The organism is Tenacibaculum caenipelagi (genome assembly GCF_004363005.1).
Taxonomy (GTDB): Bacteria; Bacteroidota; Bacteroidia; order Flavobacteriales; family Flavobacteriaceae; genus Polaribacter; species Polaribacter caenipelagi.
Genome location: NZ_SNYH01000003.1, coordinates 301,070 through 316,063 on the forward strand (window position 1 = coordinate 301,070; position 14,994 = coordinate 316,063).

A 14,994-nucleotide genomic window follows, 5' to 3' on the forward strand; every position below is an offset into this window, starting at 1 on the left:
AATTATTTATCCATATATTCTTTAATCTTACGTTCTTCCCAATCTTTACTAAAAAGACTTTTTACACCAAATACTCCTAACCAATGAAAAAGCATTCCTATCCCCCAAAAAAGCCAAGTTCCGTAAACTCCAAAATTACTTATAGCTTGTGTAAATGTATATTTATCTTCATTCATTAGCCCTACAATAACAATTATTGAGATAAATATATTAACTGCTACATAAATTAGTAAATGCCTATAAAAACCTTTTATCTTATCTACTCTTTTTTTTGCTAGTAAATATCTTTGTTCTTGTGAATAATCTCTTTCCATTGTATTTTATTTTTTATTTTCTTCCATTAATTCTCTTATCTTCTTTTCTTCCCAATCTTTTCCTAGGCCCACTTTATCAAATCCAAAAACTCCAAGCCAATGAAAAAATACCCCAAACAACATTCCTATTATTGCGAAATAGAACCAATGAAACTCTGGAACAAACTTTAAGTTAAAAAAAACTAAAACTGGTATTATAAAAACAGTAACTAGTAAGTGAATATAAAATCCTTTAATCTTTTCTACTCTTTTTTTAGCCAATATATATTTCTGCTCTTGTGTGTAATCTCTTTCCATTCTTTTGTGTTATTTTCTATTTTATATCTTCTCTCATTAGTTCTTTTATCTTCTTTTCTTCCCATTCTTTTCCTAAACCTAATCTATATCCTCCAAAAACCATAAACCAGTGTATTAATAAAGTTATTAACATACCCATTATTGCATACCAGAAGAAATAAAAACTAGGCACAAATAAAATGTTAATGGTAGTTACTACAACTAAAGAAAGTATTGTTACAAATAAGTGTATATAAAACTTTTTTATTTCTGTAACCTTCTTTTTTGCTCTTATATATTTTCTCTCTTGTATATAATCTCTTTTCATCTTATTTATAGTTCTTTATCTTCTTCCATTAATTCCTTGATTTTTCGATCTTCCCAGTTTTTACCTAAGAATAAATTATAATTGCTTACATCTAAAAAATGGAAAAGCAACCCTATTCCCCAACCTATCATAGGAAACCAAAACCATTGAAACTTCGAATATGTTTTAAAGTTAATAAATATTAAAAATGGTATTACTAAACAATACGCTATTAAATTTTGATAAAACTCTTTTAATTTTTCTACTCTTTCAACAGCTTTTACATACTTGCTGTTTTCTAAATTATCTGTATTAATTGTCATGTTTTTTGATTTTGTTAACAGTGGTAAACTCACTGTAAATGTTTTATTATTGTTCGTTATTTCTACATTATCATCTGTAATTAATCCATAACGATCTACTATATTTCTCAATCCTACTTTGGTACTTTTACCAATAGCTTCTTTAGGGTTTATATTATTTTGGACTTGTAAAAATCCGTCCTTTTCAAAAATGTGAATACTTAAAGGTTTAGATACCGAAACCACATTGTGTTTTACTGCATTTTCTAACAACAATTGAAGTGATAACGGAACAATTTTTAATTCTGGGTTACTAATTTTATCAGGCACTGTAAATGTCACCGCTTCTTCAAAACGCATTTGTAACAATTCCATATATGTTTTAGCAAACTGCAATTCTTCTTCAATAAGCACTAACTCTTTATTACGTTGTTCTAATACATAGCGATACACTTTTGAGAGCTTGGTTGTAAACCTTTCTGCTTGTTTTGGATTTTCACTTATCAAAGAAGTCAATACATTTAAACTATTGAATAAAAAATGTGGATCAATCTGACTTTTTAAGGTTTCAAACTTTGCTGTTTCTGTTTTAGCTACTATTTCATGTTGTGTGGTTTCTTGTTTTAATGATGCTTTCCAATTCACCATAAAACCTCGTGCGTGAAAAAACGTAGCTATTCCTAATGAAAGTATTATTATAAATAGATGCATCCATAAAAACTGCCCCTTAAAAAAGTCTTCAATATTATTATTAAAAATTACAAAGTACTGTACATAATGAATTAACAAAATAGCTACTATTGTATATAGTACAGTTGTTATAACTCCTGACCAAACTCTTTGAGTTGTTTGAGTTACCCAATCCCATTTTGTATTCAAATAATCGTTTATTAGTCCATTTCCTAACCCTAAAATAAAAGAATACAATCCAGAAAATAAAAACACCAATCCTGCATCTTTTAGAGTAAATGCTCTATTTAATAACGTAAAAAAGATTCCGAAAACAATGGTGAGTTTTAAACAAACCCAAACATCTTTTTTAAAATTTTCAAATGCTTTTTTTGATGGTGCTTTCATCTTTCTTATTATTCTTTAATTATGTATAATTAATCTAATTTTTAAAATTTGATTTCGAAAGATACATCTTTATCTTCAACTAAAAACTTTGCTTCTTCATACTGAGGAGGACCAAAACGTGATAACCTGTTATTGGTAGCTCCATAATCTTCTATAGGCATACCATTGGGTTGAAAGTCCATTTTATCATTATTATTAGCATCATGAAAACAAATAATAGCGTATTCACCTGCAGGTACATTTTCAAAAATCACAGTACTATTTCCTTCTTTAATAATTGATTTTTGAGCTTGTAAAGGCATCTTCCTAAAGTTCTCTTTGGTATATAAAGCATACTTTACTGTTCCTTTGTCTGAAGTTGCATTTACAACTGTTGCTGTAATTTTTTGATTTTGAGCAGATACTATTTCAATAGTAAACAATACTGCAATAACTAAAATGTGTGTTAGAAATCTCATTGTATAATTTTTTATGGTTAATTATGATACAAATATCTACCTGACACTTAAACTTCAGAATAAAAAACAACCGAACTGTATTATTTTTAGGATGAGTTGTAACAATTTGTATTTTTGGGCTACTTATAACATATCAACTGTATTAAACTTAGTGGAAAAAGAACTAGAAGATAAATTTTTAAACGATTTCGAAGCCAATCAAAACATTGTGCATAAAGTATGTAGAATCTACACGACTAATCAAGATGCACATAATGATTTGTTTCAAGAAATCACAATACAGCTATGGAAAAATTATAGCAAGTTTAGAGGTGAGGCAAAGTTTAGCACTTGGATGTATCGAGTAGCGTTAAATACTGCTATTTCTTTATACAGAAAATCGACTAGAACGATACAAACACAAGACATCACAGAATATTCTTTTAAAATTAAGGCAGAGGATTATGACGACACAGAAGAACTACAGTTGAAAGCTTTATACAATGCGATACGCCAATTGAACGATATTGATAAAGCACTAATATTTTTATACTTGGAGGACAAATCTTACAAAGAAATTTCGAATACTTTAGGTATTAGTGAAGTAAATGCTCGCGTGAAGATGAATAGAGCGAAGGATAAATTAAAAAAAGTATTAAACCCATAAATTAATGGATTTAGATAAATATAAAAAAGCTTGGGAGAATCAACCTGAAGAAACAAATAAAGTTTCTAAGATTGATATTTATAAAATGGCACATTCTAAGTCATCATCAATAGTAAAATGGATTTTTATTATTGGAATATTAGAACTTATTTTTTGGGGTGGTTTAAACCTCATATTTGTAGGATCCTCTTATTCTCAAGTATATGAAGAACTTCATTTAAATGCTCTTGTCAAAATCAGCATATATCTACATTATTTTGTAATAACACTATTCTTAGTTCTTTTTTACAAAAACTATAAATCTATCTCAATCTCAGATAATACTAAAAAACTTATCAATAAAATTCTAGACACTCGTAAAACTGTTAAATACTACGTGTATTTCAACCTTTTTTATATGGTGTTAGCAAACATTGTTGTTATGTGTTTTATTTTTTATGATTTAGATGGACTTATACAATACTATAACAACCATGGAATAGTATCGTCTGATATTAATAAAAATCAATTAATAGTATCTTTAATAATTGCCATGACAGTGACACTTAGCTTTATGTTCTTAATTCTATGGCTATTTTATAAAATAATATACGGTAGATTGCTTAAGAAGCTTTATAAAAATTATAAAGAATTAATTAAATTAGAAGAAGTAAACTAAAAAAAAGAGAGGCTGTAAAAACAGCCTCTCTTTTTTAATTTAAAATGATTTTAACTCTTGTAATAATTTATCATGCATTTCATCGGTATAATCTAAATGTGTTACAATACGTATCTTTCCTTCTCCCATAGAAATCAACAAAACGCCTTTATCTGCCATTTTTTTCATAAAATCATCTGGCTTTATTGAATCATTTACATAAAAAATAACAATATTCGTTTCAATAGACTCCACCTTTTTCACATACGAACAGCTTTCTAGTATCTTTCCTATTTCTTTTGCTTTTTGATGATCTTCAGCTAAACGCTCTACTTGATTATCTAACGCATAAATTCCTGCTGCTGCCAAAAAACCCGCTTGTCTCATTCCTCCACCAAACAACTTACGCACACGTAATGCTTTTTCAATATGCGTTTTGCTCCCTACCAAAACAGAACCTACAGGAGCCCCTAAACCTTTCGATAAACAAACCGAAATAGTATCAAACAATTCTCCGTATTGCTTCGGAGTTTCATTTTTAGCCACCAAGGCGTTGAATAAACGTGCTCCATCTAAGTGATAAGTTAAATCATTACTTTTAGCTACTTTTTGAATTTTCTGTAACTCTTCAAAATCCCAACAAGCTCCACCTCCTTTGTTGGTTGTATTTTCAACACACACCAATCTACTATATGGGGTATGAATATCATTTCTACCTCCTACCAAACTCTCTAATTGCTCTGCAGTAAACATACCCCTATCTCCATCAATCAAACAAGAAGTTACTCCTGCATTAAATGCAGCTCCACCTCCTTCATAGTTATACACATGGGCCCATTTATCGCAAAACATTCTATCTCCTGGTTGCGTATGAATCTTTATAGCTGTTTGATTAGCCATGGTTCCCGAAGGAAAAAATAATGCAGCTTCCATCCCAAACATATCAGCTACTTTTTCTTGTAACAAATTAACTGTTGGATCTGCTTTAAAAACATCATCTCCTACTTTAGCATTCATCATTGCTTCCAACATACCTTGAGTTGGCTTTGTTACAGTATCACTTATTAAGTTTATTTCCATTTCTAACTACGATTTTTAAAATGTATTTTTGCATCTATGATTACACACGAACAGCTTAAAAATATCGCTGAACGAATTGGCAAGTTAAAAGGATATTTAGAAATTGACAAGAAGTTAATTGAAATTTCAAATGAAGAAGAGAAGACAGCTAACCCTGATTTTTGGAACAATCCAAAAGAGGCAGAAGCAGTAATGAAATCACTTCGTTTTAAGAAAAAATGGGTAGACGATTACAACACTGTTGTAGCTATGAATGATGATTTAACTGTACTCTACGATTTTTATAAAGAAGGTGATGTTGAAGATAGTGAAGTTGAAGAGCAACATGAAAAAACAGCTACTTTTTTAGAGGATATCGAATTTAAAAATATGCTTTCTGAAGAAGGAGATAGTTTAAGTGCTACTATACAAATAACTGCAGGTGCAGGTGGAACGGAGAGTTGTGATTGGGCTGAAATGTTAACTCGAATGTACACTATGTGGGCAGAAAAACAAGGTTATAAAATAAAGACCTTGAACTACCAAGAAGGTGATGTTGCTGGTATAAAAACAGTTACTTTAGAGTTTGAAGGTGATTATGCTTTCGGATGGTTAAAAGGTGAAAATGGCGTGCATCGTTTGGTGCGTATTTCTCCTTTTGATAGCAATGCTAAACGTCATACATCTTTTGCTTCTGTATATGTATATCCTGTAGCTGATGATTCCATCGAAATTGAAGTAAACCCTGCAGATATTGAAATCACAACTGCACGTTCTAGTGGTGCTGGAGGACAAAATGTAAACAAAGTTGAAACGAAAGTACAACTAGTACACAAACCTACAGGAATTCAAATTCAATGCTCTAACTCACGTTCTCAGCATGATAACAGAGCTACTGCAATGCAAATGTTAAAATCTCAGTTATATGAAATTGAATTACAAAAACGATTGGCAGCCCGAGAAGAAATTGAAGCGAACAAAATGAAAAATGAATGGGGAAGTCAAATTCGTAACTATGTAATGCATCCTTATAAATTGGTGAAAGATGTCCGAACTGCTCATGAAACTGGGAATGTAGATGCAGTTATGGATGGAAATATCAATCCGTTTTTAAAAGCCTATTTAATGATGATGGGACAAAAAGAAGATTAATAACAAACAACAAAACTCTTAAAAATGATAAAAATATACCACAATCCACGTTGCTCTAAATCACGTCAAGGTTTAGCTATCGTAGAAGATTCATCAAAGGAATTTGAAGTTGTAAAATATTTAGACAATATTCCTTCTGAGAAAGAATTAAAAGAAATTATTACCCTTTTGGATATTTCTCCTATTCAATTGGTTCGTAAAAATGAGCAAATTTGGAAAGACAACTTCAAAGGAAAAGAATTATCAGATGCTGAAATTATAAAAGCTATGGTTGAGAATCCGAAATTAATCGAACGTCCAATTGTTATCAATGGTGATAAAGCAGTGATTGGTCGTCCGCCAGAAACTATTAAAGAAATTATCTAAACTATTTTAAAAGCTCCCAATTTCTTGAGAGCTTTTATTTTTTTAGAAACCTCGATTCTAAAAAACCAAGCCCGTAACCATAAAACTGAGTAATAGTTGTAACAACACTCAACAAAGCTACTTTTAGATTTTTATTTTGAATTAGAGAATCTAAAAAAATACAGGTAAAGTAAATTCCGTAAAAAGCTAAGAGCTGCCAATACCAAAAAAATGCTGCTATAATCGCAAAATCAATCCCAATAATAAATAAACTCGGAAACCAATAGGTTAATTTTGCTGTTTCAGGATACTTTTTATTTAAAATAGGTCTAGCTGTACCAAAAGCAAAAGTTTGCTTAAAAAACTGTTTTATTGTACTTCTACGCTTATGATATACAAAAGCTTTAGCTATCAATTGTGTATCAAAACCATTTTCCCATAAACGAAAAGTTAAATCGATATCTTCTCCTGCTTTCATCTTTGAGAAACCACTCGTTTTTTCAAAAGCAATTTTTGATAAACCTAGATTAAAACTTCGAGGCTGGAACTTTCCTAAGGCCTTTTTCTTACCTCTTATTCCTCCAGTTGTTAGTACCGAAGTCATTGAGTAATTTATCGCTTTTTGTAAAGCTGTAAAACTAGGATGTGCAGCATCTGGACCTCCAAAAGCATCAGTATAATTTTCTTCTAGTACTTTTTTTACTTCAGAAAGGTACTGTGGCGGAACAATAACATCTGAATCTAAAATGATAAAATAATTCCCTAATGCTCTTTGCATTCCGTAATTACGGCTTGCTCCTGCTCCGCTATTTTCTTTATAGTAGTAGTTTAGATTGAGTTCAGATGTATATTTTTTTACAATTTCTTCAGATGAGTTTTCAGAACCATCTTCAACAATTAATACCTCAAAATTGTCTTGAAAATCTTGCTTGGTCAAGCTTTCCAATAACTCATCAATCTCTTGTGGTCGATTATAAACAGGTACTATTATTGAAAATTGTAAACTCATTACACTAAAACTTCTTGATTAATCTGTTTAGCGATTCCATTCCAAAGTTGAATCCTTTTTTGCAACGATTCTTTAGCATAAAACAATACATCATTCCATTTTTGTTGATCTTCTCCACATAACTCTTCTATCATTTGTAATGATAATGGTCCGTGTTCATCACCATCCAACTCAATATGTCTATTCAGATAATAGGTAAGTTTACTGTACGAACTCCCCTCTTTCTCTTCTGTATTTTTTACAATTTCTAAAAACATATCAGGAATTACATCTTCCCTTCCAAAGGTAAAACTTGATGCAATGATATGTGGTTCTCCTGTTTTTATAACCTCAAAAGAAAAGTTTACAAAGTCTTTAACTTCATCAATATTTGAACAATCTTCTATTGCTTGCTCAACAGGTTTACCATCAATAATATCTGAAATAAAACTTGAAATTTGAGCAGTACTAGCTCCAGCTTGACGCATAGCATCAATATACATTTCAAAATGACTTTTAGGCTCTCCTAATTCATTTACATCTGTTTCTTCGCCTAATACAATTTCGTTGATAAAACGAGCTGTTTTAGTATTTACAGCAGGTAACCAAGGTAAGGTTACACAAGTAAGCTCTCTTTGTAAAGCTTTTAACAACGACATAAAATCCCACACAGCAAATACATGTGATTCCATAAATAGTTTTACATCGTCAATATGCTTTAACGAATTATATAATTCGTGCTCTTTTAACTGTTGCCTTAATGGTACTAACTCCTTTTCTATCTGTAAAATATTGTTCATTTTGTAGCTATCAATAAAAAATGCAAATCTAACGATTTGCATTTTATCTATATTCTATTTCATTAAAGATCTTACTCTTCAATAAATCTTTCCATTACTGCATCACTTACTCCCATATTAGAGAAACCTCCATCGTGGAATAAGTTTTGTAAAGTTACTTTTTTAGTTAAATCAGAGAATAATGAGATCGTGTAATCTGCACATTCTAATGCTGTTGCATTTCCTAATGGAGACATTTTTTCAGCATATGAAATAAATCCATCAAAACCTTTAACTCCTTGACCAGCTGTTGTTGGAGTTGGTGATTGAGAAATTGTATTTACACGTACTTTATGATCTCTCCCGAAGAAATATCCAAAACTACGAGCAATACTTTCTAAATATGCTTTATTATCAGCCATATCGTTATAATCTGGGAATACACGTTGTGCAGCCATGTAGGTTAACGCAACAATACTTCCCCACTCGTTCATAGCTTGTTTGTTGTATAAAACGTTCATTACTTTATGAAAAGACACTGCAGAAACATCCCATCCTTTTGTAGTAAAATCGTAATTCTGATCTGTATAGTGTTTTCCTTTACGTACATTTACTGACATACCAATTGAATGTAAAACGAAATCGATTTTACCTCCTAAAATTTCCATAGACTTTTCAACTAAGTTATTTAAGTCGTCCATAGAAGTTGCGTCAGCAGGAATAATTTCTGATCCAGTTTTAGCTGCTAAATCTTTGATACCTCCCATACGCATAGCAATTGGTGCGTTGGTTAACACAAACTCAGCTCCTTCTTCGTGAGCACGCTCAGCTACTTTCCATGCAATAGAATTTTCATCTAATGCTCCAAAAATAATTCCTTTTTTTCCTTTTAATAAATTATACATATTTAAAATATTTTTAGTCTATCGTTGTTTGTTCTGAAAGCAAATATACTCTTAATTTAATAATTCTTTTGCATGAGTTAACGCACTTTCAGAAACATCTTTGCCGCTTAACATTTCAGCAATTTCTCTAATTCGTTCACTTTCTGATAACAGTTTTAAATTTGAAGTCGTCACACCTGCTTCTTCTCCTTTAAACACTTTATAATGCTGTATTCCTTTTGAGGCAATTTGAGGTAAATGTGTAATGGTTATCACCTGCATATTCGCTCCCATATCCTGCATTATTTTGGCTATTTTGTTAGATACTTCACCTGAAACTCCAGTATCAATTTCATCAAAAATAATGGTAGGCAATTGTATGTTTTCTGATAATATTTTTTTGATAGACAACATGATTCTCGACAATTCTCCTCCTGATGCTACCTTTTTCAACTCACCAAAATTCCCTCCTTTATTGGCAGAGAACAAGAACTCTAAATTGTCTTTTCCGTTAGATAAATAATCTTCGGAAGGTTGTAATTCGATAGCAAAACGAGCATTTGGCATTCCTAATTCTGATAAAAGGTATTCTAATTCTTTTTTCAACTTTGGAATGACCTTATTTCGTGATGTAGTAATCATATTGGCTACTTCATCTAACTTTTGAGTAACTTCTTTAATTTCTGCTTCCTTTTTTCCTATCAATCCCCCAGCATCTTCAACTTGTGCTACTTTTTCCGCTAACGATTCATGGATTTCTTGTAACTCTGTTATCGTTGCTACAGAATGTTTCTTTTGAAGATTATATATTAATTGTAGTCTATCATTCAACTCTTCTATTTCATTCGGGTTGAACTCTACTTCTTCATTCGCACTTTCTAACTCAGTAACTACATCGTCTAACTCGATTTTAACACTCGTTATACGGTTGGCTAATTCTTCATATTGTTTTGAAAAAGAACTGATTTTTTGCAGTTTGTTTTCTAAGGTATATAATAAGGTTTGAATCCCTATTTCTTCATTTATAGAAATCCCCAATGCCTCTGACAAATTCAATTTTATTTCTTCAATATTATTTAATTTATCTAGCTTTTCTTCTAAAACTTCTTGTTCACCTGCTTGTAACTTAGCCTCTTCTAACTCATTAAATAAGTGTAAATTATATTCGTATTGCTCTTTTGATTTTTCAGTTTCTTCCTGAAGAATTTTTAGCTCTTTTCGTAATTTGTTATACGTGCGTAACCCTCTCTTATAAGATGCTATTTTTGCTTGATTTTTCGCTAAAGCATCTATTACAGAAAACTGAAAACTCACATCAGAAAGTTGTAACGTTTGATGCTGTGAATGAATGTCTATCAACTTTGTTTTTAAAGCTGAAAGCACTGATAAAGTTACTGGAGTATCATTTACAAAGGCACGTGATTTACCTGAAGGCAAGATTTCTCTTCGAATAATCGTCTCCACTTCATAATCAATATCCAATTCTTCATACAATTCTTGTAAAGAATAGCCTTCAACCGAAAATTGTGCTTCAATTACACATTTTTTTTCGGTGTCTTTTAGTGAGGATAAATCAGCTCGATTACCCATTACCAAACCAAGAGCTCCTAATAAAATAGACTTTCCTGCTCCTGTTTCACCAGTAATGATAGATAAACCTTTTGTAAAATCAATCGATAACTGATTGATTAGCGCGTAGTTTTGTATGGATAAATGTGTTAACAAATTTTATTCTTTAAAGGGAATAAAAGTAAGGATTTTTGATTGAATTATATCACCCTAAAATAAAGGACATATATTCTTTTTCAATTCTATTGATTAGAATTCAATCTTACTGAATATTCTTCCACTTATCTTTATAAGTTGGAGCAATTTTATTTAAAACTGTAAGCATTTGAGATTGATTTCTAGAAGCTATTCCATCAGAAAAAACATTTACGATTTCATCTCCTTTGGCATCCAAGAAAACACGAATCATATAATTACCGATAGTTATATTATGCAACTTATCTAAATCAATCACACTTTTTTCAATAGCTTCTTTCGCTGAGCTTTTATCATCTGCAAACTTATCAAAACCGTTGCGGTGATAATTATAATAAATACTACGCAGTGTACTAAACTTTGATGATAATAAATTATCTATCAAAGCAAAACGATTTTGTTTTCCTACTTGATTTTGCCAACCAGATTCTCCACTTGATTGTGCTAATAACATAATATTTTCAGCTTGCTTTAGATGAGTTTCTCCACCTTTTAATGCAAAGGTATCTGCGTCAACCCCTAAAATAGTATATACATAAAAAGCAATCGTAGAAATTAAATTAGAGTCGTAAGTGGTTGGATTGTAAATTAACGGATCAAATTCGTTATAACGAAAGTTAAAATTTGTGTCGTTAATATTTAAAACAGGAGTTGCATATGTAGAATTGTACACAGGCCTTGTTGACTGTACTTGTAACGTTGCTGAAAAGTTGCTCCCATTTTGCTCATCAATAATGATATTAAAAGCACAATTAATACGTTCTTGTTGTTTGAAGTTTCTGTTTGTCCATTGTTTATCGTTGATAAACTCGGTTAGTGCTTTTTGTAAGGTTTGATATACTTGTTTATTACTACTCTGAACTTTATCTGAATTGATAACTACAGTAGCATTCAACTCTTGAGATTGAGAAGATAAAACAACTGAAAAAAGAAAAACTATAAAGAAAAACTTACGCATTTAATTTTTGTATTATTTCGTTAACGATATCTTTTGACACTGCTGCTTTCGACTTTAAATCGAAAGATTTCTCATTCAAATCAGCATCAATGATTGTAATTTTATTAGTGTCGGTTGCAAAACCAGCACCTTTATCACGTAACGAATTTAATACAATAAAATCTAAATTTTTGCGTGTAAGCTTACTTTTTGCGTTTTGTATTTCATCGTTCGTTTCTAATGCAAATCCAACTAACAACTGATTTTTCTTAATTTCTCCAAGAGATTTTAAGATATCTTTAGTTGGTTCTAACTCAATACTTAACGCTGCTTCTTTCTTTTTTATTTTTTGGGTTGCCACATTTTTTGGTCTATAATCCGCAACCGCAGCTGATAATACAGCTACATCAACATCAGTATAATATTGATGACACGCTTCGTACATATCTTGTGCTGATTTCACATCTATTCTATGAATAAAAGAATGGTTTGCTTGTTGATGTGAGGGACCAGCAATTAAAAACACCTCAGCACCTAAGTTAGCTGCTGTTTTAGCAATTTCGAATCCCATTTTACCCGAAGAATGATTTCCGATAAAACGTACTGGGTCTATTGCTTCATAAGTTGGCCCTGCAGTAATCAATATTTTTTTTCCTCGAAGAGGTAATTTAGATAGGATGTCTTTTTCTATAAAGTCAACAATATCTTCTGGTTCTGCCATACGACCTTCACCAACCAATCCACTTGCTAATTCACCCGAAGTAGCTGGTATTAAAATATTACCAAAACTTTGTAAACTTTCTAAACTTGCTTTTGTTGATGGATGCTGGTACATGTCTAAATCCATCGCAGGTGCAAAATATACTGGACATTTTGCTGATAAATACGTAGCCAATAATAGATTATCGCAAGTACCTTTGGTCATTTTAGACAAGGTATTAGCTGTAGCAGGAGCAATAATCATCAAATCTGCCCACAAACCTAAATCTACATGATTGTTCCAAAGTTCATTTTCATCCTCGGTATCATAAAAAGTAGAATGAACTGGATTTTTTGAAAGTGTAGAAAGTGTAAGAGGTGTTATAAAATCTTTAGACGCAGGAGTCATAATAACCTTGACTTCTGCGCCTGATTTTATAAATAGGCGAACTAAGTTCGCTGTTTTGTATGCCGCAATACCTGCGGTAACACCAAGTAAAACTTTTTTACCGCTTAGTACAGACATATTATTTTGTCTCTGGATTTCTATAATATACTTTATCGTTTAACCATTCTTCCACTGCAATTGCATGTGGTTTTGGTAAGCGCTCGTAAAATTTAGAAACTTCTATTTGTTCTTTGTTTTCAAAGACTTCTTCTAAGCTATCATTATAAGTAGCAAACTCATCTAACTTATCTACTAATTCCTTTTTTAAATCAGAATTAATTTGCGTAGCTCTCTTAGCTATGATTGAGATAGCTTCATAAATATTATCTGTTGGAGCTTCGATAGCTTCTCTGTTGTAAGTTATTGTACTTAACGCCGCTTTCGTTTCTTTATAATCCATTTTTTAACTTTTAACTAATTGCTCTTGTTCCTTGTTTAATGCTGTTAGCATTTGATTTGATTCTTCCATGAATTTAGATTCTGGAAAATTTCTTTTCAATTTATCGTACGCTTTTACTGCTTCCTTTATTCTTTCCGCTTTTCTTCGTTGCGTACTCTTCATTGCAAAATCGTGCGCTGCTTTTAAACGATAATATAAAGCTTCTTCTTTATACTTTGTTCCTAAATAGTCTTCTAACAAATTATCAAAAGCAACAATTGCTGCTTTGTAATTTCTAGAATCATATTCTGCAGTTCTATAATATGTCTTTGCTATTTCAAAAGACTTCTTTTCTAATTTTGCTCTTAACTCTGCATGATACTTATTAGCTTCAGCTAACTTATCAGAATCTGGATAATTATCAATAAACTTTTGAAAAGCTTCTAAAGCTTTATTGGTATCTGTTGGATCTAAACTAAAGCTCGGTGCTGCTTTGTAATAACTTAACGCTGATAAAAAAACGGCTTCTTCTCTTTTAGAACTTTTCGGGTAATTCCCTGCAAATCTATTAAAATAGTATCCAGCTAAGCTGTAATTCTTCTCATTAAAATTAGACTGTGAAACCATAAACTGAATACGTTCCATTTGTGGTTTCCCTCTATACGAAGGAGTTATCTTTTCAAACAAACGTAAGGCTTTTCCGTACTTTTGTGCTTCGTACATTTTCACAGCCATCTTGTATTGTTCTTCAACAGTTCCTTTGTTCAATACTTTTTGGTATTCTCCACATGAAGACAATACTAAAAGCATTACAGCAATATACGCTAGATTTTTCATTTTTTGCATCTGGCAAAATTAGTGATTAATTATGGATTATTAAAACGTTTTTTTACTCTGAATAAAGCACCACAAGAAACTATAAATTCTGTTATAAAATATTCAAAGAATCCCTAAATGTTTGTTAATCTTATTACTGAGGAGTTGTTGCTGATTGTGCCACTATTTGTTTTACATCATTATCGAACAAATACAAGCCTCCTTTATCGTCACCAATTAAATTGATTTTATCTAAAATATTACGCGCTAATGCTTCTTCTTCTATCTGCTCTGACACATACCATTGTAAAAAGTTATGGGTAGCATAATCTTGTTCTTGTAATGTAATATGTACTAAGTCATTGATTGATTTAGAAACCATCACTTCATGATCAAACAATGCTTGAAACATATCTTTAAATGAACCAAATTTTGTTGGAGGTGCCGATAAATCTGAAATACGTGCATGACCTCCTCGTTCATTTACAAATTTTACCAATTTTAACATATGCATTCGCTCCTCATCTGAATGTGCATACATAAACTGCGCAACACCTTCAAATCCTTGTATTTCTGCCCAACATGCCATCGATAAATATATTTGTGACGACTCTGCTTCAACTTTTATTTGCTCATTTAATGCCTGTTCTATTACTTTTGATAACATATTTTTCTTCTTTTGATTTGATTCTTATACAAAGATGCTAAAAAAAGACTACAATATCGA

General features: G+C 31.3%; 19 protein-coding genes. 4 read left to right on the forward strand and 15 right to left on the reverse strand.

The window, feature by feature from the left end; translation table 11 throughout:
• Nucleotides 1-2 precede the first annotated feature (2 nt).
• The 5 genes from DFQ07_RS15730 to DFQ07_RS07945 are packed head-to-tail and all read right to left on the reverse strand — an operon-like array spanning nt 3 to nt 2,734.
• Nucleotides 3-314, reverse strand: coding sequence for a 2TM domain-containing protein (locus tag DFQ07_RS15730; RefSeq protein ID WP_208107681.1), 312 nt, complete (start codon nt 312-314; stop codon nt 3-5).
• 6 nt (nt 315-320) lie between these two features.
• Nucleotides 321-611, reverse strand: a complete 291-nt coding sequence (locus DFQ07_RS15735; protein WP_208107682.1) for a 2TM domain-containing protein — start codon at nt 609-611, stop codon at nt 321-323.
• Nucleotides 612-627: 16 nt separating this feature from the next.
• Nucleotides 628-918, reverse strand: coding sequence for a 2TM domain-containing protein (locus tag DFQ07_RS07935; RefSeq protein WP_133535758.1), 291 nt, complete (start codon nt 916-918; stop codon nt 628-630).
• A gap of 5 nt (nt 919-923) precedes the next feature.
• Nucleotides 924-2,276 carry a 2TM domain-containing protein gene (locus DFQ07_RS07940; protein ID WP_133535759.1) on the reverse strand — a complete coding sequence of 451 codons (1,353 nt, stop codon included), beginning with the start codon at nt 2,274-2,276 and terminating at the stop codon, nt 924-926.
• 41 nt (nt 2,277-2,317) lie between these two features.
• The gene (locus DFQ07_RS07945) at nt 2,318-2,734 is read right to left on the reverse strand and encodes a DUF2141 domain-containing protein (RefSeq protein ID WP_133535760.1); all 417 of its coding nucleotides are present in this window, start codon (nt 2,732-2,734) and stop codon (nt 2,318-2,320) included.
• A 151-nt stretch (nt 2,735-2,885) separates the two neighbouring features.
• On the opposite strand from DFQ07_RS07945, the gene DFQ07_RS07950 reads away from it, so the two are divergent.
• Together DFQ07_RS07950 and DFQ07_RS07955 are read left to right on the forward strand one after the other, a co-directional pair.
• Nucleotides 2,886-3,380 carry an RNA polymerase sigma factor gene (locus DFQ07_RS07950; protein ID WP_133535761.1) on the forward strand — a complete coding sequence of 165 codons (495 nt, stop codon included), beginning with the start codon at nt 2,886-2,888 and terminating at the stop codon, nt 3,378-3,380.
• A gap of 4 nt (nt 3,381-3,384) precedes the next feature.
• Complete coding sequence (locus DFQ07_RS07955) at nt 3,385-4,038, forward strand: hypothetical protein (RefSeq protein WP_133535762.1); 654 nt, start codon at nt 3,385-3,387, stop codon at nt 4,036-4,038.
• Between the two features lie 39 nt (nt 4,039-4,077).
• Here DFQ07_RS07955 and DFQ07_RS07960 read toward each other — a convergent pair whose 3' ends face one another.
• Nucleotides 4,078-5,097 (reverse strand): threonine aldolase family protein, encoded by a 1,020-nt coding sequence (locus tag DFQ07_RS07960; RefSeq protein WP_133535763.1) that lies wholly within the window; start codon nt 5,095-5,097, stop codon nt 4,078-4,080.
• Nucleotides 5,098-5,133: 36 nt separating this feature from the next.
• On the opposite strand from DFQ07_RS07960, the gene prfB reads away from it, so the two are divergent.
• Nucleotides 5,134-6,228, forward strand: a complete 1,095-nt coding sequence (gene prfB, locus DFQ07_RS07965; protein WP_133535764.1) for a peptide chain release factor 2 — start codon at nt 5,134-5,136, stop codon at nt 6,226-6,228.
• A 24-nt stretch (nt 6,229-6,252) separates the two neighbouring features.
• On the forward strand, nt 6,253-6,594 hold the full coding sequence (gene arsC, locus DFQ07_RS07970; RefSeq protein WP_133535765.1) for an arsenate reductase (glutaredoxin): 342 nt from the start codon (nt 6,253-6,255) through the stop codon (nt 6,592-6,594).
• Nucleotides 6,595-6,628: 34 nt separating this feature from the next.
• On the opposite strand, the gene DFQ07_RS07975 is transcribed toward arsC, so the two are convergent.
• The 9 genes from DFQ07_RS07975 to DFQ07_RS08015 all read right to left on the reverse strand — a co-directional run bounded on the left by DFQ07_RS07975 (nt 6,629) and on the right by DFQ07_RS08015 (nt 14,934).
• Nucleotides 6,629-7,582 (reverse strand): glycosyltransferase, encoded by a 954-nt coding sequence (locus DFQ07_RS07975; protein ID WP_133535766.1) that lies wholly within the window; start codon nt 7,580-7,582, stop codon nt 6,629-6,631.
• Nucleotides 7,582-8,361 carry a DUF3050 domain-containing protein gene (locus DFQ07_RS07980; protein WP_133535767.1) on the reverse strand — a complete coding sequence of 260 codons (780 nt, stop codon included), beginning with the start codon at nt 8,359-8,361 and terminating at the stop codon, nt 7,582-7,584. The genes DFQ07_RS07975 and DFQ07_RS07980 overlap by 1 nt, the downstream gene beginning before the upstream one ends.
• Nucleotides 8,362-8,432: 71 nt before the next feature.
• Nucleotides 8,433-9,245 (reverse strand): enoyl-ACP reductase FabI, encoded by an 813-nt coding sequence (locus tag DFQ07_RS07985; protein ID WP_133535768.1) that lies wholly within the window; start codon nt 9,243-9,245, stop codon nt 8,433-8,435.
• 51 nt (nt 9,246-9,296) lie between these two features.
• Nucleotides 9,297-10,949 carry a DNA repair protein RecN gene (gene recN, locus DFQ07_RS07990; protein ID WP_133535769.1) on the reverse strand — a complete coding sequence of 551 codons (1,653 nt, stop codon included), beginning with the start codon at nt 10,947-10,949 and terminating at the stop codon, nt 9,297-9,299.
• A gap of 106 nt (nt 10,950-11,055) precedes the next feature.
• The gene (gene porD, locus DFQ07_RS07995; RefSeq protein WP_133535770.1) at nt 11,056-11,946 is read right to left on the reverse strand and encodes a type IX secretion system protein PorD; all 891 of its coding nucleotides are present in this window, start codon (nt 11,944-11,946) and stop codon (nt 11,056-11,058) included.
• Nucleotides 11,939-13,150 carry a bifunctional phosphopantothenoylcysteine decarboxylase/phosphopantothenate--cysteine ligase CoaBC gene (gene coaBC / locus DFQ07_RS08000; protein WP_133535771.1) on the reverse strand — a complete coding sequence of 404 codons (1,212 nt, stop codon included), beginning with the start codon at nt 13,148-13,150 and terminating at the stop codon, nt 11,939-11,941. The genes porD and coaBC overlap by 8 nt, the downstream gene beginning before the upstream one ends.
• 1 nt (nt 13,151) lies before the next feature.
• On the reverse strand, nt 13,152-13,472 hold the full coding sequence (locus DFQ07_RS08005) for a DNA-directed RNA polymerase subunit omega (protein ID WP_133535772.1): 321 nt from the start codon (nt 13,470-13,472) through the stop codon (nt 13,152-13,154).
• A 3-nt stretch (nt 13,473-13,475) separates the two neighbouring features.
• On the reverse strand, nt 13,476-14,288 hold the full coding sequence (locus DFQ07_RS08010; RefSeq protein WP_243743949.1) for an outer membrane protein assembly factor BamD: 813 nt from the start codon (nt 14,286-14,288) through the stop codon (nt 13,476-13,478).
• Between the two features lie 133 nt (nt 14,289-14,421).
• Nucleotides 14,422-14,934, reverse strand: a complete 513-nt coding sequence (locus DFQ07_RS08015) for a ferritin (protein ID WP_133535774.1) — start codon at nt 14,932-14,934, stop codon at nt 14,422-14,424.
• Between the last annotated feature and the right edge of the window lie 60 nt (nt 14,935-14,994).